This is a genomic window from Streptomyces sp. CNQ329 (assembly GCF_000482585.1).
Window position 1 is genome coordinate 52,615 of sequence record NZ_AXVU01000008.1, and the last position, 21,889, is coordinate 74,503.

Annotated in this window: 18 protein-coding genes and 1 pseudogene; 9 read left to right on the forward strand and 10 right to left on the reverse strand. The window is 74.1% G+C overall.

All coding sequences use genetic code 11. The annotated features are described in order from the left end of the window. Nucleotides 1-36 precede the first annotated feature (36 nt). Nucleotides 37-687, reverse strand: coding sequence for a response regulator transcription factor (locus I003_RS0107385; protein ID WP_078563798.1), 651 nt, complete (start codon nucleotides 685-687; stop codon nucleotides 37-39). Beyond that, the gene (locus I003_RS0107390) at nucleotides 651-1,943 is read right to left on the reverse strand and encodes a sensor histidine kinase (protein ID WP_027770939.1); all 1,293 of its coding nucleotides are present in this window, start codon (nucleotides 1,941-1,943) and stop codon (nucleotides 651-653) included. The genes I003_RS0107385 and I003_RS0107390 overlap by 37 nt, the downstream gene beginning before the upstream one ends. Nucleotides 1,944-2,261: 318 nt before the next feature. On the opposite strand from I003_RS0107390, the gene glnII reads away from it, so the two are divergent. Both glnII and I003_RS36380 read left to right on the forward strand, forming a co-directional pair. Beyond that, a complete protein-coding gene (gene glnII / locus I003_RS0107395) occupies nucleotides 2,262-3,305 on the forward strand; it encodes a glutamine synthetase (protein ID WP_027770940.1) in 1,044 nt (347 codons plus the stop codon). A gap of 319 nt (nucleotides 3,306-3,624) precedes the next feature. Beyond that, the gene (locus I003_RS36380) at nucleotides 3,625-6,465 is read left to right on the forward strand and encodes a phosphoinositide-specific phospholipase C-related protein (RefSeq protein WP_486584127.1); all 2,841 of its coding nucleotides are present in this window, start codon (nucleotides 3,625-3,627) and stop codon (nucleotides 6,463-6,465) included. 27 nt (nucleotides 6,466-6,492) lie between these two features. On the opposite strand, the gene I003_RS34565 is transcribed toward I003_RS36380, so the two are convergent. Together I003_RS34565 and I003_RS0107410 are read right to left on the reverse strand one after the other, a co-directional pair. Then, complete coding sequence (locus I003_RS34565; protein WP_486584128.1) at nucleotides 6,493-6,597, reverse strand: alpha/beta hydrolase; 105 nt, start codon at nucleotides 6,595-6,597, stop codon at nucleotides 6,493-6,495. A gap of 302 nt (nucleotides 6,598-6,899) precedes the next feature. Beyond that, nucleotides 6,900-7,646 carry a uracil-DNA glycosylase gene (locus I003_RS0107410; RefSeq protein WP_027770941.1) on the reverse strand — a complete coding sequence of 249 codons (747 nt, stop codon included), beginning with the start codon at nucleotides 7,644-7,646 and terminating at the stop codon, nucleotides 6,900-6,902. Between the two features lie 169 nt (nucleotides 7,647-7,815). Here I003_RS0107410 and I003_RS0107415 point away from each other — a divergent pair, with 169 nt between their 5' ends. From I003_RS0107415 to I003_RS0107435, 5 genes and pseudogenes are all read left to right on the forward strand, one after another. After that, on the forward strand, nucleotides 7,816-8,067 hold the full coding sequence (locus I003_RS0107415) for a hypothetical protein (RefSeq protein WP_051368131.1): 252 nt from the start codon (nucleotides 7,816-7,818) through the stop codon (nucleotides 8,065-8,067). A gap of 209 nt (nucleotides 8,068-8,276) precedes the next feature. Continuing rightward, nucleotides 8,277-9,338: an AAA family ATPase gene (locus I003_RS0107420; RefSeq protein WP_027770943.1), complete on the forward strand. Its 1,062-nt coding sequence runs from the start codon at nucleotides 8,277-8,279 to the stop codon at nucleotides 9,336-9,338. Beyond that, a pseudogene (locus I003_RS31685) lies at nucleotides 9,335-11,229 on the forward strand (vWA domain-containing protein). The gene I003_RS0107420 and the pseudogene I003_RS31685 overlap by 4 nt, the downstream one beginning before the upstream one ends. A gap of 69 nt (nucleotides 11,230-11,298) precedes the next feature. After that, entirely contained in the window at nucleotides 11,299-12,168 is an 870-nt protein-coding gene (locus tag I003_RS31690) for a class I SAM-dependent methyltransferase (protein WP_037720321.1), read from the forward strand. A 394-nt stretch (nucleotides 12,169-12,562) separates the two neighbouring features. Next, nucleotides 12,563-13,663 carry a peptidoglycan DD-metalloendopeptidase family protein gene (locus I003_RS0107435; protein ID WP_027770944.1) on the forward strand — a complete coding sequence of 367 codons (1,101 nt, stop codon included), beginning with the start codon at nucleotides 12,563-12,565 and terminating at the stop codon, nucleotides 13,661-13,663. Between the two features lie 129 nt (nucleotides 13,664-13,792). Here I003_RS0107435 and I003_RS0107440 read toward each other — a convergent pair whose 3' ends face one another. Then, nucleotides 13,793-15,016: a helix-turn-helix domain-containing protein gene (locus I003_RS0107440; RefSeq protein WP_027770945.1), complete on the reverse strand. Its 1,224-nt coding sequence runs from the start codon at nucleotides 15,014-15,016 to the stop codon at nucleotides 13,793-13,795. A 114-nt stretch (nucleotides 15,017-15,130) separates the two neighbouring features. On the opposite strand from I003_RS0107440, the gene I003_RS0107445 reads away from it, so the two are divergent. After that, nucleotides 15,131-16,015: an SGNH/GDSL hydrolase family protein gene (locus I003_RS0107445; RefSeq protein ID WP_027770946.1), complete on the forward strand. Its 885-nt coding sequence runs from the start codon at nucleotides 15,131-15,133 to the stop codon at nucleotides 16,013-16,015. Between the two features lie 259 nt (nucleotides 16,016-16,274). On the opposite strand, the gene I003_RS0107450 is transcribed toward I003_RS0107445, so the two are convergent. Together I003_RS0107450 and glnA are read right to left on the reverse strand one after the other, a co-directional pair. Then, entirely contained in the window at nucleotides 16,275-17,168 is an 894-nt protein-coding gene (locus I003_RS0107450; RefSeq protein WP_027770947.1) for an ATP-grasp domain-containing protein, read from the reverse strand. Nucleotides 17,169-17,365: 197 nt separating this feature from the next. Next, the gene (glnA, locus tag I003_RS0107455) at nucleotides 17,366-18,781 is read right to left on the reverse strand and encodes a type I glutamate--ammonia ligase (RefSeq protein WP_027770948.1); all 1,416 of its coding nucleotides are present in this window, start codon (nucleotides 18,779-18,781) and stop codon (nucleotides 17,366-17,368) included. Between the two features lie 282 nt (nucleotides 18,782-19,063). Here glnA and I003_RS0107460 point away from each other — a divergent pair, with 282 nt between their 5' ends. Further along, nucleotides 19,064-19,540 carry an RDD family protein gene (locus tag I003_RS0107460; protein WP_037720324.1) on the forward strand — a complete coding sequence of 159 codons (477 nt, stop codon included), beginning with the start codon at nucleotides 19,064-19,066 and terminating at the stop codon, nucleotides 19,538-19,540. 185 nt (nucleotides 19,541-19,725) lie between these two features. Here I003_RS0107460 and I003_RS0107465 read toward each other — a convergent pair whose 3' ends face one another. The 3 genes from I003_RS0107465 to lipA form a co-directional block, all read right to left on the reverse strand. Further along, nucleotides 19,726-20,421 (reverse strand): DUF4191 domain-containing protein, encoded by a 696-nt coding sequence (locus I003_RS0107465; protein ID WP_027770950.1) that lies wholly within the window; start codon nucleotides 20,419-20,421, stop codon nucleotides 19,726-19,728. 93 nt (nucleotides 20,422-20,514) lie between these two features. Further along, a complete protein-coding gene (locus I003_RS36385; protein ID WP_486584129.1) occupies nucleotides 20,515-20,688 on the reverse strand; it encodes a hypothetical protein in 174 nt (57 codons plus the stop codon). 214 nt (nucleotides 20,689-20,902) lie between these two features. After that, entirely contained in the window at nucleotides 20,903-21,841 is a 939-nt protein-coding gene (gene lipA / locus I003_RS0107475; RefSeq protein WP_027770951.1) for a lipoyl synthase, read from the reverse strand. Nucleotides 21,842-21,889: the final 48 nt, after the last annotated feature.

Here is a 21,889-nt window from a genome sequence, read left to right on the forward strand (position 1 = left end):
CGCTGTCTCCGGCCGCGCCGCCGGGGTCCGCGGCCGTCAGCCGCGGTCCAGATACGCCAGCACCGCCAGCACCCGGCGGTTGTCGTCGTCCGACGGCGGCAGCCCCAGCTTGGCGAAGATGTTCGAGGTGTGCTTGGCCACCGCCCGCTCGGTGACCACGAGCCGTTCCGCGATCGCCGCGTTGGACCGCCCCTGCGCCATCAGCTCCATCACCTCGCGCTCCCGCGGGGTCAGCGTGTTCACCGGCTGGTCCTGCGCCGCCCGCCGGCTCAGCAACTGCGAGATGACCTGCGGGTCCATCGCCGTACCGCCGCCCGCCACGCGCCGTACCGCGTCGATGAACTGGTCGGCGTCGAAGACCCGGTCCTTGAGCAGATAGCCCACCCCGCCGCGCTCGTCGGCCAGCAGCTCGCGCGCGTACAACTGCTCCACGTGCTGCGAGAGCACCAGCACCGGCAGCCCCGGCCGCTTCGCCCGCGCCTGCAGCGCGCACTGCAGGCCCTCGTCCGAGAACGACGGCGGCAACCGCACGTCGACGACCGCGACGTCCGGCTCCAGCTCGTCCAGCGCCCGGGTCAGCTCCGGACCGTTGTCCACCGCGGCCAGGATCTCGAAGTCGTACGCTTCGAGCATACGGACGAGACCGTCCCTCAGAAGGAAGAGGTCTTCGGCGATGACAGCGCGCACGGAATCTCCAGGGTCACCATCGTGGGGCCGCCGACGGGGCTGTTGACGGCCAGTACGCCGTCGAATGTACCGAGCCTGCGCTCCACCCCCGCGAGCCCGGAACCCTTGGCCACCGCCGCGCCGCCGCGGCCGTCGTCCGTGATCGCGATCCGCAGCATGCCGTCGCGGTACCCCATGTCCAGCCACACGCGCTTCGCCTCCGCGTGCTTGACCGCGTTCGTCAGCACCTCGCTGACCGCGAAGTACGCCGCCGACTCCACCGGCTCCGCCGCCCGCCCCGGCGGCGTACCCAGGTCCATGTCCACCTCGACCGGCACCGGCATGCGCAGCGCCAGCGCGCGCACCGCGTCCGCGAGCCCGCGCTCGGCCAGCACCGGCGGGTGGATGCCCCGTACCAGGTCGCGCAGCTCCGTCAGCGCCTCGGCGGACTCGCCGCGGGCCCGCGACACCAGCTCCTTCGCCTTCGCCGGGTCCTTCTCGATGAGCGCCTCGATGGTGCCCAGGCTCATGCCCATGGCGACCAGCCGGGCCTGCGCGCCGTCGTGCAGGTCGCGCTCGATGCGGCGCAGCTCGGCCGCGGAGTTGTCGACGGCGTCCGAGCGGGTCTCGGTCAGCCGCGCGACCCGCTCGGCCAGCTCGACCTCGCGGGGCGCCAGCACGCCCTTGGTCATCTGGAAGTGCATCTCCAGCAGGCGGTGGCTGGTGAAGAGGCCGACGACGAGCAGCGCCGTGCCGAGACCGGCCGCCATGAACGCGGTGCTCTGCGAGGACACCGGCACGAAGCCGTACCAGTACGTGCTGTCGCCGCCGCCGGTCACGGGGTCCCAGACGCCGGCGGCTATCACGTACCCCTCCAGCGGATAGAAGGTCAGCGCGACTGCCACGACGGCGAGGACCGTGCCCGCGATCATGTCGGTGAAGAGCCAGCGCACGTCGCGCCAGGTCGCCGGGTCGGTGAGCATGAGGCGGGTCCGCTGCACCTGGCCGAGGGGCCCGCCCTGCAGGTTCGGCGGCCAGGGGCGGTACGAGGCGGGGATGCGCACGTCCGACCACTGCGCGGCGAGCAGCCGGCGCAGGTTCGCCTGCATCCGGACGCCCTCCAGCACCCAGGGCGTGGTGATCAGGCCGATGCCGAGCACGGGTATGAGGACGACGGAGACGACGGTCAGCGCGAAGAGCGTGATCGAGGCCGCGGTGCACAGCACCGTCAGCGCCAGCGCCCGTATCCCGGCGAGCGCCCAGTTCCGGAAGATCATCTCCGTTGTTCCCCTCTGTTCCTGCCGGTCAGCGCCGGTCGCGGGCCCGTCGTGCGGCCGGAGCCGGCTCGCGCGGCCCGTCCTCCGGGCGCCTCCCACAGTCTGCCGCGCCGGCCCGGCGGGGGGCACGGGCCCGTACCCCCGTGACCGGGGTGTAGCTAGCACCACCACGCCGTACGGGAGGGCGGGGACACACCGGGTTTACTTCCGGGCAACGGTCGGGAAACCGCGGCTTGCCAGGCTGCCAGCAGGACGACACCGCACCACGGCGGGGCGCCCGCACCCGCCCACGCCCGCACGCACGTAAGGACGGCGACCGTGAGCCACGCATCGAGCCACCCCGAGCGCTACAAGGCCGAGTACATCTGGATCGACGGCACCCTGCCCACCGCCAAGCTGCGCTCGAAGACCAGGATCGTCGAGGCCGGCGCCGAGCCGCCCGTCTGGGGCTTCGACGGCTCCAGCACCAACCAGGCCGAGGGCCGCTCCTCCGACTGCGTCCTGAAGCCCGTCTTCACCTGCCCCGACCCGCTGCGCGGCGGCGCCGACGTGCTCGTGCTCTGCGAGGTCCTCGACACGGACCTGACCCCGCACGCCTCCAACACCCGCGCCGAGCTGCGCGAGGTCGCCGAGCGCTTCGCCGCCCAGGAGCCGGTCTTCGGCATCGAGCAGGAGTACACCTTCTTCCGCGGCTCCCGCCCCCTCGGCTTCCCCGAGAACGGCTTCCCGGCCCCGCAGGGCGGCTACTACTGCGGCGTCGGCGCCGACGAGATCTTCGGCCGCGAGGTCGTCGAGGCCCACCTCGACAACTGCCTCAAGGCGGGCATCGGCCTGTCCGGCATCAACGCCGAGGTCATGCCGGGGCAGTGGGAGTTCCAGGTCGGCCCGCTCGGCCCGCTGGAGGTCGCGGACCAGCTCTGGGTCGCGCGCTGGCTCCTCTACCGTACGGCCGAGGACTTCGGCGTCTCCGCCACCCTGGACCCCAAGCCGGCGAAGGGCGACTGGAACGGCGCGGGCGCGCACACCAACTTCTCCACCCGCCGGATGCGCGAGGGCTACGAGGCGATCGTCGCCGCCTGCGAGGCGCTGGGCGAGGGCGACAGGCCGCTGGCGCACGTGCGCGCGTACGGCGCGGGCGTGGAGAGCCGGCTGACGGGGGCGCACGAGACGGCGCCCTGGGACGAGTACTCGTACGGGGTGTCGGACCGGGGGGCGTCGGTGCGGATCCCGTGGCAGGTGGAGAAGGACGGCAAGGGCTACATCGAGGACCGGCGGCCGAACGCGAACGTGGACCCGTATGTGGTGACGCGGCTGATGGTGGACACCTGCTGCACGGCGCTGGAGAAGGCGGGACTGGCCTGAGGACCGCCTCCGGCCCGTCGTACGGGGACGGGCCGGAGCCGCGCCGGCGAGTGCGGGTGTCCGGAAGCGCGCCGGCCCGCGGCGCTCGGCGAGCGGTGTCGCGGCTGCGCTCCCGGCCCCGGCGGTCTTCGCCGTCGCGGCGGTCGCTGTCCTGCGGTAGCGGTGGCCGGCGCCCGCGGGCGCGCGGCCGGCCTCGGCGACGGCGCACCCGCGGGCGGTGGGGCCGACGGCGGTAACCGTTGGTGCAACCGGCTTTTCCGCTCGCCCGTTCGGCCGCGTTGCGCTGGCCCGCGGCCGGGGGGATGCCGAGGCTGAGTGCATGTCAGGGGCGCGGCGAATCTGGACGGCGGTCGCCGCCGCGCTGCTGAGCGCGCTGACGATGCTGCTGCTGTGCCGCTACACGGTGGCCGACCCGGCGTACTACACGGCGGCGGTGCGCGAGGCCGACGGCTACCGGCGCGTCTACGACGAGGTGCTGCCGGACCCCGAGGTGCGCCGGGCGCTGCGCACGGGCGCGCTCGGCATCCCGCTGCCCAGCAACGCGGTCGTCGACAACCTGCCACTGCTGGTGCCGCGGCCCGCGCTGGAGGAGGCGGCGGACCGGCAGGCGCGGGCCCTGGTCGCGGCGCTGACGGGCACCGGCCGCCCGGCGCCGGGCGACGACTGGCGCGACCCGGTCACGAAGAGCGCCACCGAGGCGGGAAGCGACCAACTCCGCGCGCTGCGCGCCGACGCGGACCCCTCCGCGGCCCGCGGTCTCACCCACCTCATCGACCGCCTCCGGGCGTACGTGACCCCCCACCGCCCGTCGCCGGCCCCGGCGTCGGCACTGCGGGCGGCGGTGGCGGGCTTCGTCCACGACACGTGGCCCCCGAGCACCGCACGGCGCATCATGACGGCCCTGGACGGGCTGCTGCCGGGAGCACAACCGCCCCGGCCGCCGGCCGAGGACGGGAACGCGGGGGCGGAGATCCGTCCGCCGCTTGTGGAGCCGCCGGAGACGTGGTCCGTCGCCCGGCGGGGCGCGGACGCACGGGTGGAGCACGGGGCGTCACCGCGGGGGGCGTCGGCGGGGCAGGCGGCGGAATCGGCGGGTGGTGCCGCGGGTTCGCCCGCGCCGGACGGGCGCGGGCCGGAGTCGCGCGGGCCGTCGCGCGGGGACGGATCCGGGGCGGAGTCCGCGGCGCCCGGGGACGCGGCCGGACGGCGGGAGGCTGCGCCGGCGGGTGCCGCGGGGCAGGAGCGGGTGCCGCTGGTGGCGGAGGACGCGGCCGGGGCCGGTGCGGATCCGGTTCCGGCCGCTTCTTCGGGACCGGTCGGGTGGCTGCCGGAGCGGGGGGCGGTGGTACGGACCGTGCTCGCCGCCTCCGTGTCGTGGTGGGCCGTCGCCGCGGTGACCGCCGCGGCGTTCGGGGCCGGGGCGCTGGCGCTGCGCGCGGCGGCCCGGGGCGGGCGCTCGCGGACGCGGACCGCCGCGGCGGCGTGCGCGGGCGGGGCGGTACTGACGGCCGCCGCGGGGACGGCGGTGTGGGCGGCGCTGCCGGCGTCCGGCCGGGTGGTGCCGGACGGGCTGCCGCCGAGCGTGTCGGCCCTCCTCACGGACGTGGTGACCGGCCTCTACCGCGACGCGGCCCTGGCCTGGGCGGCGGCCCTGTTCGTTCTCGCCCTCGCCGCCACCGCCCTCACCGCCGCCACGGCCGCCCGCAGAACGCTGCACCGCACCGTCGCCGCGCGCGCCCTCACCGCGGGCACGCCGGCGGCCTCCGCCCCGGCCCGTCCCGCCCCCGGCGCCGCCGACGACCCGGACTGCGCTCCGGGAGCTCGGGCTCCGGCCCGGGGTCGCGGCACGACGGCACCCGCTCCTGCCCGTACCGATCCCGCCGGCCCCGGTGCCGCCCGCGGCGACCCGTGCCGCGTTCCGGAGCCTCCGGCGCCTGGCGCGGGTCACGCCACGACGGGACCCGCGCCCGCTGCTGCCCGTACCACATCCGCCGCACCGGGCACGCCCCGCTGCCCGGCCGCCGGCGCCACCCCGGCCGGGGCTCCCGCGGCACCCGCGCCCGGCACCGGCGCCGCCCCGCACGGGTCACCCCGCTCCCGCCGGGCCCTCCGCTTCCGCCGGGCCCTCCGCTTCCGCCGGGCCCTCCGCTTCCGCCGGGCCCTCCGCTCCCGCCGGGCCCTCCGGGCCCGCGGGGCCGTTGTCGGGGCCGCGGTCCTCGCCGCCCTCGCACAGGTCTGGGTGCTCGTCGGCGTACCCTCCGAGGAGGCTCTGGCGTGCAACGGTGACGTCGCCCTGTGCGGGCGGCCGTACGACAAGGTGGTGCAGGTCGGGGCGCACAACGCCATGGCCACCGTGCCCGACGGGTTTCTCGGGGCGCACCAGGACGTCTCCCTCACCGGGCAGCTCGACCGCGGTGCCCGCGCGCTCCTCCTCGACACCCACTACTGGGAGACCGCCGAGCGGCTCGTGCCTCCCGCCGGCACCGGCGGGCTCGACGCCGCCGCGCGGGCCACCCTCGTACGGGCCGTCGACTCCGTCGTGCGGCCACGGCCCGGAACGTGGTTGTGCCACGGGCCGTGCCGGATGGGCGCCACCCCGTTCGCCGCCCAACTGATCGAACTGCGCGACTGGCTGGAGACGCATCCGCGGGACGTGGTGACCCTGATCCTCCAGGACGCCATCACCCCCCGCGACACCGCCCGCGCCTTCCGCACCGCCGGCCTCGGGCCGTATCTGCACCGGCCCGATCCCGACCCCGCCGCGCCCTGGCCGACGCTCGGCGAGATGGCCGACTCCGGGCGGCGGCTCGTGGTCTTCGCCGAGGACGCCGACGGGCCCGCGCCCTGGTACCGCAACTTCTACGACTACGCCGTGGAGACCCCGTACCGCGCGCGCCGCCCAGGCGATCTGAGCTGCGCACCCCACCGCGGCGGCAGCGACCCCCGCAAGCGGCTCTTCCTCCTCAACCACTTCGTCACCCACGGCATGGGCGCCCCCCGGGCCGAGGCCGCCGCCGTCAACGACGCCGACGTCATCGTCCGTCGCGCCAGGACGTGCGCGCTGCTGCGCGGCCGGCTGCCGACCATCGTCGCCGTGAACCACATGACCCTGGGGGACGCCGTCGGTGCCGTACGGCGCCTCAACTCCGAGCCGTCGTGAGCGGGGCGGAGGGGGAACAGCGGACCCTCAGCCGCAGCGCTTTCCCGCCGGAGGCCGCTTGCCCTCGAACAGGAAGTCGTTCACGGTGCCGTCGACGCACGGGTTGCCGGTGGCGTAGGCGGTGTGCCCCACGCCCCGGTAGGTCAGCCGCCTTGCGGCCCGCCTTCTTCTGCGCCTCGGCGACCTCGCGACCGCCGTCGTTCCGCGTCACGGACCGGTGGTAGGACGGGGCGAGCGATCCCGTGTCGTCGTCGGCGGGGCGCCGGGCGGGGGCGTCGGCAGGATTCGCGGCGGTGAGGGCGAGGGCGCCGGCGACCGGCAGGACCGCGGCGGCGAAGGCGGCCCGGCGGGTCGCGGAACGGCGGTGGATATGTCGTGACTCGCTCCCATGGCCACACGGTAAGCGCGGCCCCGTACCTCCGCACCCGCGGCGGCTACAGCCCCGCCGCGGTCGCCGCCGTCGTCAGCACCTCCCGCAGCATCGCCGGCGTCAGCCGCCCGGTGAAGGTGTTCTGCTGGCTGACGTGGTAGCACCCGTACAGCTCCAGCGGTGCCCCGCCGTCCGCCCGGTGCAGCGTCGTGTGCGCCCCGTGCCCGAACTCCGGCCGCGGGCGCGGCACTTCCCAGCCCGCCCCGCCCAGCACCGGCAGCGCCGCCTGCCAGCCGAACGCGCCGAGCACGACCACGGAGCGCAGCGTCGGGCGCAGCAGTTCGATCTCGCGGACGAGCCAGGGCCGGCACGTATCGCGTTCCGCGGGCGTCGGCTTGTTCTCGGGCGGGGCGCAGTGGACGGGGGCGGTGATGCGGACGCCGCGCAGGGTCAGGCCGTCGCCGCGGTGGGTGGCGGTGGGCCGGCTGGCCAGACCGGTGGCGTGCAGGGCGGCGTACAGGACGTCGCCGGAGCGGTCGCCGGTGAACATCCGCCCGGTGCGGTTGGCGCCGTGGGCGGCGGGTGCGAGGCCGATGATCATCATCGCGGCGTCCGCCGGGCCGAACCCCGGCACGGGGCGGCCCCAGTAGTCCCAGTCGGCGTACGCCTTGCGCTTGGTCACCGCCACCTCCTCCCGCCAGGCGACCAGCCGCGGGCAGGCGCGGCACTCGCACAGCCGCCCGTCCAGTTCGGCGACGGTACGGGTGCGGGGGGCGGTACGGGCGGGGAACCGGGGCTCTGTGGTGGTCATCGGTGCCAGCATGCCCGAAGGCGGCGGACGGTGCCGAACGGGCCCCTGTATGCCTCCGTGCATTCGAACTGGTATCCCGAAATGACCTTTGACCAGGGGAGTTTGTCAGTCTGTGGCGGTATCATGGAGGGAGTGAAGACGGGCCAAGACGAGGCCGAGGAGGTCGCCCATGCCAGTGGCGTACGCCCCGACACCCCTGCCCAAGAAGCCGCTTCCGGCAGGTATGCCGCGTGAGTGGTATGTCGCGCACAACCGCATGCTGAAGGCCATGCGCATCGCCATCGCCCTGCTCGACACCGGGGTCTACACCCCGCAGCGCGCCCGCAACGAGGTGATACGGCACACCGCGGATCGCATCGGCGTCCATCCGCCCTCGCTCACCACCTGCCGGCTGGTGCGCAGCCTGCTCCCGCTGATCTGATCCCGTCGCCCTGACCGCCCAGTCCTGACCGCGTCTCGGGCGCGGGGCCCGGCCCAGGCCGTACCCCGCGCCCGCGCCCGCGCCCGGCCCCGGCCCGGCGCGGGAAAATCGGCTGCGCAGCGCCCGGCCCACCGCCCACACTGGACACCCCGACACGGCGCACACCCCCTGCGCGCGCCGCACCGCGAACCGGAACAGGAGCCCGCCGCGTGCAGGCAGCCGTCACCGTCACCCCGGCCCGGATCCCCGAGCTGCTGCTCGGCCTCGCCACCGTGCGTCCGGTCTTCCTCTGGGGCGCCCCCGGCATCGGCAAGTCCTCGCTGGTACGGAAGTTCGCCGACTCCCTGGGCCTCGACTGTGTCAGCCTCATCGGCACCCAGCTCGCCCCGGAAGACCTCATCGGCGTGCCGCAGATCCGCGACGGGCGCAGCGTCTTCTGCCCGCCGGAGACCATCGCCCGGGACGAGGCGTACTGCCTCTTCCTCGACGAGCTGAACGCGGCCACCCCCGACGTGCAGAAGGCTTTCTACTCCCTCATCCTCGACCGCCGCATCGGCAGCTACGAGCTGCCCGAGGGCAGCATCGTCATCGGCGCCGGCAACCGCGCCACCGACAACGCGCTCGCCCGGCCCATGGCCTCCGCCCTCGTCAACCGCCTCGCCCACGTCCACCTGGAGGCGTCCGCGGCCGACTGGCTCGTCTGGGCCGGCGAGCAGGGCATCCACCCCTGGGTGACGGACTATCTGACCGACCGCCCCGGCCACCTGTGGTCCAAGCCGCCCAAGACCGAGGAGCCGTTCTCCACCCCGCGCTCCTGGCACATGCTCTCCGACGCGCTGCACTCCTTCGGCCCGGCCCTCGACGACGCCACCCTGAAGACCGTCGCGCACGGCACGCTCACGCCCGCGCACGCCGTGTCCTTCTGCGGATACGTCAAGATCGTCCGGCACCGGTACGGCGTCGAGGCCATTCTCAAGGGCGACGCCTCCTGGCCCCGCCGCACCGAGGACCGCGACCTGCTCTACTACCTCGCCGAGGCGTTCCGCGGCCGGCTCGTCAAGGAGCTGCCCGCGAGCAAGGAGCACGCCTCGCCGGCCGTGCGCGAGACCGCGTACCGCGCCAAGGCGCTCCTCGTCCAACTGGCCGAGATATCGGTGGAGGTGGCGCAGACCGTCATCGCCGAGGACGCCGACGGGCAGCCCGTGCTGCCCGCCTGGTTCCTGGTCGAGGCCGCCCGCGACATGCCGCGCCTGGTGGAGGCCCGCCGATGAGCCGCACGAACCGGGCGGCCCGGCGCGGCAGGGCGAAGGCGGAGCAGCGCGACGACCCGGCCACCCGCGCCTTCTCCGCCGGGCTCGCCAAGGCCCTGCAGAACCCCGCGCTGCGCGCCCTCGGCGCGCAGGTCGTCCGCAAGGGCACGGCCGGCGCCACGCGCCCGGCGGGCGCACCCGGCACCACGATCTTCCGGGACGACGCCGCCGCGATCGCCCCCGCCCACGGCCTCGCCCGGGTGGACTCCCACGGCACCGTCCACGCCCACCCCACCCGGCGCGCCGAGCCCGCCGCGTGGACGTGGGCGCTGGCCCACTGCCTGCTGCACCTCGGCTTCGGCCACGCCCCGGCCGCCCGCGGCGCGCGCACCCAGCCCGACCGGTACGAACAGGCCGCCCGCTGCACCGTCGTCAACCGCTTCCTCGTCACCTTCGGCACCGGCCGCCCGCCCGCCGACCTGCCCGCCCACTACCCCGGCGGCAGCGAGGAGGACCTCGCCGCGCGCTGGCGGCGCGACGGCATCCCCGCGGAGTACGAGCGCTGCGGCGCCGCCGGCGACGAGCCCGACGTGCTGCTGCTGCCGTGGGGCGGCTGGACCGGTACCGCGCCGCCGGACTGGCAGAAGGACTTCGCCCACGCCCTCACCCGTACGATGTCCGCCGCCATGGAGGTCGCCGGCGGGCGGCGTGACTCGCTCACCGGTGAGCGGGTGCCCCGGCGGCCGTGGGAGCGGGCGCTGGAGTGGTTCGTCTCCTCGTACCCGCTGCTCGGCGGCGTCGCCGCGGGCATGACCGTCGTCGCCGACGCCGAACTCGCCCGCGCGCACGACATCTCCGTCGCCGCCGTCGACGCCGCCGCGGGCGAGATCTACATCAACCCGCTCAAGGACCACTCCGACGACGAGTGGCGCTTCATCCTCGGCCACGAGATGCTGCACGCCGCCCTGCGCCACGGCGAACGCCGGGGCGCGCGCGACCCGTACCTCTTCAACGTCGCCGCCGACTACGTCGTCAACGGCTGGCTGCTGGAGATGCGCGTCGGCGAGATGCCCCCCGGGCTGCTGCACGACCCGCGGCTCGCGGGGCTGTCCGCCGAGGAGGTCTACGACCGCCTCGCCGCCGACCTGCGGCTCCAGCGCCGCCGGCTCGCCACCCTGCGCGGCCGGGGACTCGGCGACGTACTCGGCGGACCGCTGGTGCCGCGGGACCCCTCGGCCGCGTACGTCGACCTGGACGAGTTCTACCGCCGCGGGCTGCAGCGCGGCCTCGACCTGCACGAGCGCGACCACGGCCGCGGAATGCTGCCGGCCGGCCTGATCGAGGAGATCCGCGCGCTGGCCCAGCCGCCGCTGCCGTGGGACGCGCTGCTGGCCCGCTGGTTCGACGAGTTCGTGCCCCGCGCCGAGCCGGTGCGCACCTTCGCGCGCCCCGCCCGCCGCCAGGCCGCCACCCCGACATCCCGCGCGCGGGCCGCTCCTTCCCGCTGGAAGAGGTCGCCCGCTGCACCTTCGGCGTCGTCCTCGACACCTCCGGGTCCATGGACCGCACGCTCCTCGGCAAGGCGCTGGGCGCCATCGCGTCGTACGCCGAAGCGCGTGACGTGCCGGCGGCGCGCGTCGTCTTCTGCGACGCCTCGCCCTATGACGCCGGCTACCTGCCGGCCACGGAGATCGCGGGCCGGGTGCGGGTGCGGGGCCGCGGCGGCACGGTGCTGCAGCCGGGGCTCGACCTGCTGGAGCGGGCCGACGACTTCCCGCGCGCGGCGCCGGTACTGGTGATCACCGACGGCATGTGCGACGTGCTGCGGGTGCGGAGGGAGCACGCCTTTCTGATCCCGGCGGGGGCGTCGTTGCCGTTCGTCGCGCGGGGGCCGGTGTTCCGCGTACGGTGACGCCCCCGCCCGCCCGGCAGGCGCGTACGGTGACCGTGACGTGGGGGCAGACGGCGGGAGGCGGCTGACGTGGCGGAGAGCACGCGGACCCTGGACTGGGACGGCGCGACGGGCGACCACTGGGTCGCGTACGAGGAGCAGTACAACGCGGCGATGTCCCGCTACGGCGAGCGGCTGTTCGCGGGCGCCGGCGTGCGCGCGGACGACCGCGTGCTCGACATCGGCTGCGGCTGCGGCCAGACGACCCGAATCGCCGCGCGGCTCGCCGCCGAGGGCTTCGCCCACGGCGTCGACCTGTCCGCCGCGATGCTCGCGCAGGCGCGCGCCCGGGCGGCGGAGGAAGGCGTCGGCAACGTCCGCTTCGAGCAGGCCGACGCGCAGGTCCACGACTTCGCCGCGGGCGGGTACGACCTGGTGATCAGCCGGAACGGCGTGATGTTCTTCGACGACCCGGTGGCGGCGTTCGCCAACATCCGCCGCGCGCTGCGGCCCGCCGGGCGGCTGGCGTTCGTGTGCTGGCGGGCACCGGAGGAGAGCGAGTACTCGCTGGTGCCGCGCGCCGCCCTCGGCCGCTACGTCACCGTGCCGCCGTCCCCGGGCGGCGCGAACGAACCGGGCCCCCACTCGCTGGCCGACCCCGACCGCGTACGCGAGGTGCTGGGCGGCGCAGGCTTCGCGGACGTCCGGCTGTCGCCCGAGGACGAGCCGATGGACCTGGGTGCTGACCTGGACGAGGCGCTGGCCTTCGTCCTCGGCCGGCCGCATGTGCGCGAGCCGATGGCGGAACTCGACGCGGTGACGACGGCGAAGGCGACGGAAGAACTGCGCGCGGCCCTGGCCCCGTACGTCACCCCTGAGGGGGTGCTGCTGCGCTCCCCGGCCTGGCTGGTGACCGCCCACGCAGAGGAGCCGCATCTGTGGCGTGGCGCGGTTCGATGACGGGCTGAGCGAGGACCGCGGGAAGCGCATGCCGCGGGGGTCCGCGGCGCCGTGCCGGACGTAGCCGCGGGTACGTCGCCCGCCGGCAGCGAGGGCGATCGGCAGCAGCGGCCGGCTCCCCTCCAGGGCCGGGTCCGCGTCCTCTCGTCGACCGAGAGCACCGCGCCGCACGGCGGGTCCGGGGTACGGCCCGATCAGCGGTGCCTCTCCATCGATCCTGAGTGACCAAGGGTGGATGTGCCGGTCATCGACAGATGGGATGCAGGTGGAGATGCCTCCCTCATCCGTAGATTCCATGACATCCATGCCTCGCGCGGCCTGACCGTGCTCTGTCAAAATCGTGCTGGCCGGTTCACCCGACTGGTCCCTCTCACACGGAAATGGAGTACCACCCATGCTCTTCAGGCTCTCCGTGAGAACCACCCTCGCCGCTCTCGCCGTCACCGGGCTGGTCGCCACCGCGCCCTCGGCGGTGGCGACCTCCCCGGAAGCGGTGGTCAAGCCTCTGGCGACACCGGCGTCCACCACGTCGCCGTCCGCCGGTGTCACCGTGAAGATGCCGGACACAGTTGCCGACCGTCTCGGCGCCGGCCGCAAAGCGCTGATCGATGCCGTCTCCGCCGATGTCCTCTCCCGGTCCCACGACGCCAAGGGCCTCGCCCCGGCGGAGGCTGTCGGCAAACTCGCCGCCGAGGACCGCGAGGTGGTCGTCGACGTCCGCACCGTCTCGGCCGGATGGGCCCGCGGTGTTGCGTACGTCGAAGCCTCGCGCACGGCTCACGGCCAGCCGGAGGGCTGGCTCTACATCGCCCACCGCCAGAACGGGCGCTGGGTCTCGGGCCTCGAAGGCGACCGCGAGTTCGCCGACCATGTGGCGACGTCACCGCTGGTCGGCAAAGCGGAGCGGAAGATCATGACGGACTACGCGCAGCGGAGGACGACCCCGGACAAGGAGGCGTCCCCGACCGGGGCCACGGCCAACACCGGCGGGCTGCTCCTGCCGTGGATGCCCGACTACTACATGACCGTCAGCGGCGGTCCGCACTCCCACACCGGCGGGTCCGGCTACTGGAGCAGCCTCGACTTCTCCGGCGGCAACGCCAGCGGGCGTGTCCGGTCGTCCCGTGAAGGCACGGCGACCTCGATGTGCGGTGCCGGCGGTGGCTGGACCAGGGTGATCCACCCCAACGGCTTCTCGACGGACTACTACCACATGCACAACACGACCTACTACAACGGGACGTCGATCGGCGGCAGCGCCCTGCTCGGCACCATCGGCACCGACCTCTGCGCCGGCGGCTCGGCGAACGGCCCTCACGTCCACTGGAGCCTGCGTACCTACGACGCCAACCTCAACGGCCAGTACACCTGGCTGAACGGCCGCACCATCGGCGGATGGACCTGGTGGGACGGCTCCAGCCAGTACTCCGGCTGCGGCACGCGCCTCGGCTACACCGGCTGCCCCGGCACGGCGATCTACAACCGCGTCAGCTGACAGCCACTCAGCGGCCCACGGCCGCCACGGCAACCCGCCGGCGCCCGCTCCCCCCCTCGCAAGGATCCCCGCACCGCCACGCGCCCGGCCGCCCCCGCCTCCCCGCCCGACGACCCCGCCGGCCGGCCGTCAGGCCCCAAGCGTCCGGCGGGCCACCAGGGCCGCGCTCAGGCGGCGGGCGTCCGCCGGGGTCGTCGGGGTCAGGCCCGTGAGGAGGGCGATGCGGCGGATGCGGTAGTCGACGGTGTTGGGGTGGACGTGCAGCGCCTTCGCCGTGCCGCGGCGGTCGAGGTCGCGGGCGAGGTACGTCTCCAGGGTGTGCAGCAGCTCCGGCCGGCCGGCCAGCGGACGGAGCAGGTCGGCGAGCCCGGTGAGGGCTTCGCTGGGGCGGCTGAGCTGGTAGTCGAGGAGCACGTCGGCCAGCCGGTACAGGCCGGGCGGCCGGTCCGTACGCCGCACCAGCTCCACGATGTCCGCCGTCTGCGCGACCGCCGCCGGCAGCCCGTCCGGCGCGGCCTCCGCCGCCGCCGCGGTCACCGGCGCGCCGACGGCCCTCGCCGTACGGTCGATCAGCCCGCACAGCGCCGCCCAATCCGGCTCCTCCGTCACCGGCAGCAGCGCGGTGCCGCCGTCGGCGTCGAGCGCGGTGAGCGCGGGCTCGCCGGCGAAGCCGTTCAGCGCCGTCTGCAGCCGGCGGATCTTGCGGCGGGCGGCGATCCGCGACCGGGGCCCGGGGGAGTGCTCGTCGGGGTGCGGGGCGACGTACAGGGTCATGGCGACGTACCGCGGGGAGGGGCGCAGCCCCGTACGGCGGGCGATGCCGTCCAGCGGCTCGCCGGCGAGCAGCGCGGCCAGCAGCGCGTGCCGCGGCGCGTGCTCCTGGACGTCGAGCACCTGCCGGGCCTCCAGATACGCGGCGCTGACCGCCGCCACCAACTGCCGCTGCAGGACGAAGAGATGCCGCAGCACCTCCTGCGCGTCGGGGAAGTCCGCGGGCCGCGCCTCCGCGGAGATCTCCTCCCAGCCCATCGCCGTGCCGATCTGGTACGCGCTGAGGATGGCGTCCAGCGGCACGCCCTCCTCGGCGCGCTGGGCGGCCGACTCCCGCTGCCGTACCAGCTCGTCGTCGCGTGCGGGCCCGCGGCGCTGGAGCACGTCGGCGAAGAGCCGCAGGCTGCGCTGCACGATGTCGGCGATGTCGCCCGCGACCTCCTCGGGCGGCAGGGCGGCGTACACGGGCAGTTCGGTGAGCAGCCGGTCGACGACGCGCTGGGTGAGCGCGGGCACCCGGGCCCGCAGCCGCGCGTCGACCGGGCTGCCGCCGATACACAGCGGTGTGTTGTCACGCGTCACAACGGCTCCCGGAGAAGTCTGCGTTACTGACCAGTTAAGCGCAGCCTTTCCCGTCTGCATCATGTGCACGACACAACTTTCCGCCACATCCACCCCCACCGCCGGGAGCCGCCGATGAACGTGGTGCCGAAACTCCTCAAGGGCGCGCTGGGCGCCGCCGCGGCGACCGGCCTCGTCGTGGGGGGCACAGCCGCCCCGGCCGCCGCCGACGCCGAGGCCGGCGAGGTCTACGTCGCCCTCGGCGACTCGATGGCCTCGGGGCCGCTGATCCCGCTCCCCACCGGGCCGCTCGCCTGCGGGCGCTCCACCGAGAACTACCCGCACGAACTTGCCGACCGGCTCGGCGTCGCGGAACTGCGCGACGTCACGTGCAGCGGCGCCAGGACCGACCACATGACGCAGCCGCAGTCGCTGTCGCTGCTCGACGTGGACATGGGCGAGGCGCCGCCGCAGTTCGACGCGCTCAGCGCGGACACCACCCTGGTCACGCTGACGATCGGCGGCAACGACGCCGGTCTCGTCGGCGTCGCCGAGGACTGCTTGCAGCTCAACCCGGCCGCCGACCCGTGCAAGGACGGCTTCATGGAGGGCGGCGTCGACACGGTCGCCCAGCGCATCGAGGCCATGGGACCCAAGCTCGGCGCCGTCCTCGACGGCATCCACGCCCGTGCCCCGCAGGCCCGCGTCCTGGTCACCGGCTACGGCGACTACATCAAGCCGGGCGGCTGCTGGCCGTACCAGCCGGTGCTCGCCCCCGACGCCGACTGGCTCCAGGGCAGCGTCAACCACATGAACCAGGTCATCGCCGACCGCGCGGCGGCCCACGGTGCCGAGTACGTCGACGTCTTCACCCCGAGCCGCGGCCACGACGCCTGCCAGTCCCCGGGCGACAAGTGGATCGAGGGCTACGTCCCCACCGCACCGGCCGCACCGCTGCACCCCAACGCCCGGGGCGAGGAGGCGTACGCGGGCATCATCCACAGCAGGCTGACGAGCTGACGGGCCACGACCTGAGGGGCCCACGAGCTGACGGGCCCACGGGCCGACCGGCCGACCCCGCCCGGCGCGACCGGCGGGACGGCCGGCCACCGACGTCCCCATCCCCCGAGGGGACGCACACACGCCGGCCCGGCGCGGCACCCCGCGCCGGGCCGGCCGTGTCGCGGCAGGGCGACCGCCGCGGGCCGGAGGGCTTCACACCCCCTCGGCCGGCCTCCGGCCGAGGCGCAGGGCGAGTACGGCAGAGGGCCGCAGCCGGTCACCTACGGGCCGGAGGGCCGCCGGCCAGCAGACCGGCCAACTCCCCCCGCGCGGTCGACGGGTGGACGTCACTGACTTGCCCGTCACCGACTTCGACGACGCGCCACACCCCGTCCGAACGGAGAGCCATGTCCGTCGTCACGAACGGGCATCCAAGGCGCTGCACCGCGGGACGGACGTGGTCGAGGCCGGGCACCGGCGCGCGCTCGAAGGGGCTGTCCGGGTGAGGCGTGAGCAGTCTCGGCTCGCCGTCCAGCCACCACACGCGGACTTCGTCCGCGACGGACTCCGGCTTCGCGAACGTCTCGAAGCCGCGGAGAACGACCCCGCCGGCAAGGAACTCCTCCTGCAGTTCCACGAAGCGCCGCACGACCCGTGTCAGTCCCTCCGTGTCGGCGAGATCGGGAAGGAAGCACGCCTGCTCCCACTCGTGCTTGCGCGATTTGACGTAGTCCTTCACGATTCCGGGGCCCGGCGGCAGCGCCTCGGCGAGGACCGCCAGATCCTCGGCGGCCATGTTCTCCCCGGGTGCGGCGGGGCGCCACGCGCTCGGTGGCGTGATGCCGGCGAACGCCGGATACCAGCCCGGCAGTTCGTGAGCGGTCCTGTACTGCTCCGGGGACACGACCAACGCGGTGCCGCGCCGGCGCAGCGCCTCGGCCAACGCGGCGTACCGGTCGCCCGGCATCATCCAGCCCCGGTACCAGGCACTCCCCAGCCCTTCCGGAACGCGTGCGACGGCCTGCCGGGCATCACCCTGCAGCAGCGCATCGTGGTCGACCAGCCCCACGGCCCCGCCGCAGACGCGCACTTCTCGCGCCTCCTGCGCGAAGTGCTCGTCCACGCGTCGGGGATTCAACGGATCACGGCAGTACAGGACGGACATCGGCATGCGTGACACGCTACGAACCCCCGAAGCCTCCCTCCACCGGTTTCCCACCGCCGGGCGCCGCCGTCCGCACGGCTGCCGGCAGCAGCCCGCCGGGACATGCGAGGAGGGCCGCGGCCCCCGTTCTGCGGGGGCGCGGCCCTCGTGACGCTTCCGGGGCACGGCTCCGGGCTTCTGCCCGGGGCACCCGGCGCTGCTCTTTAGACGTCGAAGTACAGCTCGAACTCGTGCGGGTGCGGGCGGAGCTGGATCGGCTCGATCTCCTGGGTGCGCTTGAAGTCGATCCACGTCTCGATCAGGTCGGCGGTGAAGACGCCGCCCTGGAGCAGGAACTCGTGGTCGGCCTCCAGGGACTCCAGGACCGCCGGGAGGTTCGTCGGGACCTGGGGGACCGCGGCGTGCTCCTCGGGGGCCAGCTCGTAGAGGTCCTTGTCGACCGGCTCAGCGGGTTCGATCTTGTTCTTGATGCCGTCCAGGCCGGCCAGCAGCATCGCCGAGAAGGCCAGGTACGGGTTGCCGGAGGAGTCCGGGGCGCGGAACTCGATGCGCTTGGCCTTGGCGCTGGCGCCGGTGATCGGGATGCGGATCGCGGCGGAGCGGTTGCGCTGGGAGTAGACCAGGTTGACCGGGGCCTCGAAGCCGGGCACCAGGCGGTGGTAGGAGTTCACCGTCGGGTTGGTGAACGCCAGCAGCGCCGGGGCGTGGCGCAGGATGCCGCCGATGTAGTAGCGGGCGGTGTCCGACAGGCCCGCGTAGCCCTGCTCGTCGTAGAAGAGGGGCTCGCCGCCGGACCAGAGCGACTGGTGGCAGTGCATGCCGGAGCCGTTGTCGCCGAAGATCGGTTTGGGCATGAAGGTCGCGGTCTTGCCGTTGCGCCAGGCGACGTTCTTCACGATGTACTTGAAGAGCATCAGGTCGTCGGCGGCGGCCAGCAGCGTGTTGAACTTGTAGTTGATCTCGGCCTGGCCGGCGGTGCCCACCTCGTGGTGCTGGCGCTCGACCTGCAGGCCGGAGGCGGCGAGTTCGAGGGTGATCTCCGCGCGGAGGTCGGCGAAGTGGTCGACGGGCGGGGCGGGGAAGTAGCCGCCTTTGTAGCGGACCTTGTAGCCGCGGTTCCCGCCGTCCTCGATGGCGCCGGTGTTCCAGGCGCCGGCCTCGGAGTCGATGTGGTAGTAGCCGGCGTTCGCCTTGGTCTCGAAGCGGACGTCGTCGAAGACGTAGAACTCCGCCTCGGGGCCGAAGTAGGCGGTGTCGGCGATGCCGGAGGAGGCGAGGTACGCCTCGGCCTTCTTGGCCACGTTCCGCGGGTCGCGGCTGTACTGCTCGCCGGTGATCGGGTCGTGGATGAAGAAGTTGACGTTGAGCGTCTTGTCCTTGCGGAACGGGTCGACGCGGGCCGTGGAGAGGTCCGGCACGAGCGCCATGTCGGACTCGTGGATGGCCTGGAACCCCCGGATCGACGAGCCGTCGAACATGAGCTGGCCGTCGGGCTCGAAGATCTCCGCGGGCACCGTGAAGTGCTGCATGATGCCCGGCAGGTCACAGAAACGCACGTCGACGAACTTCACGTCGTTGTCCGTGATGTACCGCTCGACCTCGTCGGCGTTCTGGAACATCCCACTCCTCCTCTGTCCCGCCGCGAGGGGACGGGTAAGCCTGCAGGGCCTGCGCAAGGTGCGCACCACCGGCGTGCCATCGTGCCGGCATGCTGGCCCGAGCCTAGGCACCCGGGATTTCTCGGGCATGACCCGATTGTTTCGCCGATGTTAACCGCGGCCCCCGCCCGCGCCCGGGAACGCGGCCCCGGCGGCTTCCGGGTGGCCGGAATCGTATGCGGTCCGCGGGCCGCCGGCAGGGGGCGGGGAAGGGCTTCGCGCGCCTGGCAGTACCGTGGATACGTGGATGACGCGGAGAAGCGGCAAGCAATCGGATCGTGGCTCTCCGGCCCCCGCTCGGCGGCCGAGGACATGGGCGTCGACTTCGGCTACCGGGGCCAGCGCCTGGGGCTGCCCGAGACCGGGCCCGGCTCGGTCGCGCCGGTGGGCCGGCGCATCGCGGCGCTGGTCATCGACTGGCTGCTGTGCCAGCTCATCGCCTACGGTCTGCTCGTCGGCGGTGACACCCGGACGCTCGGGCTGTGGACCATGGGCGTCTTCTTCGTGATGAGCGTGCTGCTGGTCGGCACCCTCGGCTTCACACCGGGCAAGCGGATCATGCGCATCCGTGTCCTCGCCGAGAACGGCGCCCGGCTCGGCGTCGCCCCCACGGTCGCCCGGACCGTGCTGCTCTGCCTGCTGATCCCCGCCGTCATGTTCGACCGCGACACCCGCGGACTGCACGAGCGCGTGGCCCGCGCCGTCGAGGTGCGGTTCTGAACCCGTTCGCGGTCCGCGTGCGACCCGGGGCAGCCCGCCGCTGAGCCGGAGCGGGCATCCACGCCGGAGCGGGCATCCACAGGATCCGCGGGCGTCTTCCGGGGTACGGCCCCGTACCCCGGACGGGGAGACGCGGCCCCGTACCCGGACGGGGCCTGCGCGCCCGTACGAGCGCGGCGCCGCGCTCAGCGCAGCTTGCCGCCGCCCTTCGGCATGCGCATGCCCTTGGGCATCGGGCCCTTCGGGACCGGCATGTTGCTCATCAGGTCGCCCAGGGCCTTGAGCCGGTCGTTGACCTGCGTGACCTGCGGACCTTGCAGCACCCGCGGCAGCTTCATCATCGTGGCCCGCAGCTTCTTCAGCGGCACCTGGCCCTCGTCGTTGCCGACGACGATGTCGTGGACGGGCACGTCCGCGACGACCCGGTTCATCTTCTTCTTCTCGGCCGCCAGCAGGCCCTTCAGCCGGTTCGGGTTGCCCTCGCCGACCAGGACGATGCCCGCCTTGCCCACGGCCCGGTGCACGACGTCCTGCTGCCGTGTCATCGCCACCGCGGGGGTGACGGTCCAGCCCCGCTTCATGTTGTCCAGCACCGCCGCGGCGGCGCCCGGCTGGCCCTCCATCTGCCCGAAGGCCGCCGCCTCCGCGCGCCGCCCGAAGACGATCGCCATGCCGAGCAGCGACAGCAGGAAACCGACGATGCCGAGGTAGATCGGGTGCCCGATGAGGAAGCCGATGCCCAGGGCGGCACCGAGGACCAGGATGCCCACGCCCGCGACGATCAGACCGACCTTGGGGTCGGCCCGCCTGGTCATCTTGTACGTGAGGGCGATCTGCTTCAGACGCCCGGTCTTCTCGGGTGTGGGTTCACTGCTGGCCATGGGGCGAATTCTACGGCCAGCCGGGCCCGTGGTCAGACCGGGCCCGGCATGCGACGGCCGCCGGGAGGCGGCGGCGGGAGAGGGCCGGGGCGGCTACCGGGACAGAGCGGACGTACCGCCCACCGGGGGATCCGCCTTTCCCACGGCCGACTCCGACTCGCGGCGGGCCACGGCCCGGCGGCGGTCCTCCAGGACGGCGTCCCAGGCGTTGCGCCGTGCGGTGCGCTGCTCGCCGCGGAGCAGCACGCCCTCGATCGTGCGCAGCACTCCGGCGACGCTGGGCCGGGGCGGCCAGGACGGTAACGACGGTGACGACGGCACGACGGCCCCCCTCGGCGATCCGGAAGTCGAAGCGGTCGGAGCTGGGTCGGGTTCCATGCTCACCCCACGGTGTTACCGGCGGGTGGCCCGGTGGTCAAAGCGGGGTGAAGACCACCCGGGCGGCGCGGGCCGCAGCCCGCGGCGGGCCGCGCCGCGGGCGTCACGCGGCCGGCTGCGCGCGCTTCTCCATGGCCTGCTTGTACAGCCGGCCCGCCCGGTAGGAGGACCGCACCAGCGGCCCGGACATGACGCCCGCGTAGCCGATCTCCTCGGCCTCCTGCTGCAGCTCCACGAACTCGTGCGGCTTCACCCACCGCTCCACCGGGTGGTGCCGCGGCGACGGCCGCAGGTACTGCGTGATGGTGATCAGCTCGCAGCCCGCCTCGTGCAGGTCCCGCAGCGCCTGGCCGACTTCCTCGCGCTCCTCGCCCAGGCCCAGGATGAGGTTCGACTTCGTCACCAGGCCGGCCTCGCGCGCCCGCGTGATGACCTCCAGCGACCGCTCGTAGCGGAAGCCGGGGCGGATGCGCTTGAAGATCCGCGGGACCGTCTCGATGTTGTGCGCGAGCACCTCGGGGCGGGAGGAGAAGACCTCCGCGAGCTGCTCCGGCTCGGCGTTGAAGTCGGGGATCAGCAGCTCCACGCCGGTGCCCGGAGTGGTGGCGTGGATCTGGCGCACCGTCTCCGCGTACAGCCAGGCGCCGCCGTCGTCCAGGTCGTCGCGGGCGACGCCGGTGATCGTGGCGTACTTGAGCTCCATGCGCTGGACGGACTCGGCGACCCGGCGGGGCTCGTCGCGGTCCAGCTCGGCGGGGCGGCCGGTGTCGATCTGGCAGAAGTCGCACCGCCGGGTGCACTGCTCGCCGCCGATGAGGAACGTCGCCTCGCGGTCCTCCCAGCACTCGAAGATGTTGGGACAGCCGGCTTCCTGGCAGACCGTGTGCAGACCCTCGTCCTTGACGAGTTTCTGCAGCGCGTTGTACTCGGGCCCCATCTTCGCGCGGGTCTTGATCCACTCGGGCTTGCGCTCGATGGGGGTCTGGCTGTTGCGGACTTCCAGGCGGAGCAGCTTGCGACCGTCGGGTGCGACAGCGGACACGTCCGGGCTCCTAGCTTTCGATTCCTCGGCGTTCTCCAGCGTACGCCT

Excerpts from the sequence above, each read along its gene's own strand:
- I003_RS0107390 (WP_027770939.1), bottom strand. The coding sequence starts at position 1,943 with ATGATCTTCCGGAACTGGGCGCTCGCCGGGATACGGGCGCTGGCGCTG.
- I003_RS36380 (WP_486584127.1), top strand. The coding sequence starts at position 3,625 with ATGTCAGGGGCGCGGCGAATCTGGACGGCGGTCGCCGCCGCGCTGCTG.
- I003_RS0107410 (WP_027770941.1), bottom strand. The coding sequence starts at position 7,646 with ATGACCACCACAGAGCCCCGGTTCCCCGCCCGTACCGCCCCCCGCACC.
- I003_RS0107415 (WP_051368131.1), top strand. The coding sequence starts at position 7,816 with ATGCCAGTGGCGTACGCCCCGACACCCCTGCCCAAGAAGCCGCTTCCG.
- I003_RS0107435 (WP_027770944.1), top strand. The coding sequence starts at position 12,563 with ATGCTCTTCAGGCTCTCCGTGAGAACCACCCTCGCCGCTCTCGCCGTC.
- I003_RS0107445 (WP_027770946.1), top strand. The coding sequence starts at position 15,131 with ATGAACGTGGTGCCGAAACTCCTCAAGGGCGCGCTGGGCGCCGCCGCG.
- I003_RS0107450 (WP_027770947.1), bottom strand. The coding sequence starts at position 17,168 with ATGCCGATGTCCGTCCTGTACTGCCGTGATCCGTTGAATCCCCGACGC.
- glnA (WP_027770948.1), bottom strand. The coding sequence starts at position 18,781 with ATGTTCCAGAACGCCGACGAGGTCGAGCGGTACATCACGGACAACGAC.
- I003_RS0107465 (WP_027770950.1), bottom strand. The coding sequence starts at position 20,421 with ATGGCCAGCAGTGAACCCACACCCGAGAAGACCGGGCGTCTGAAGCAG.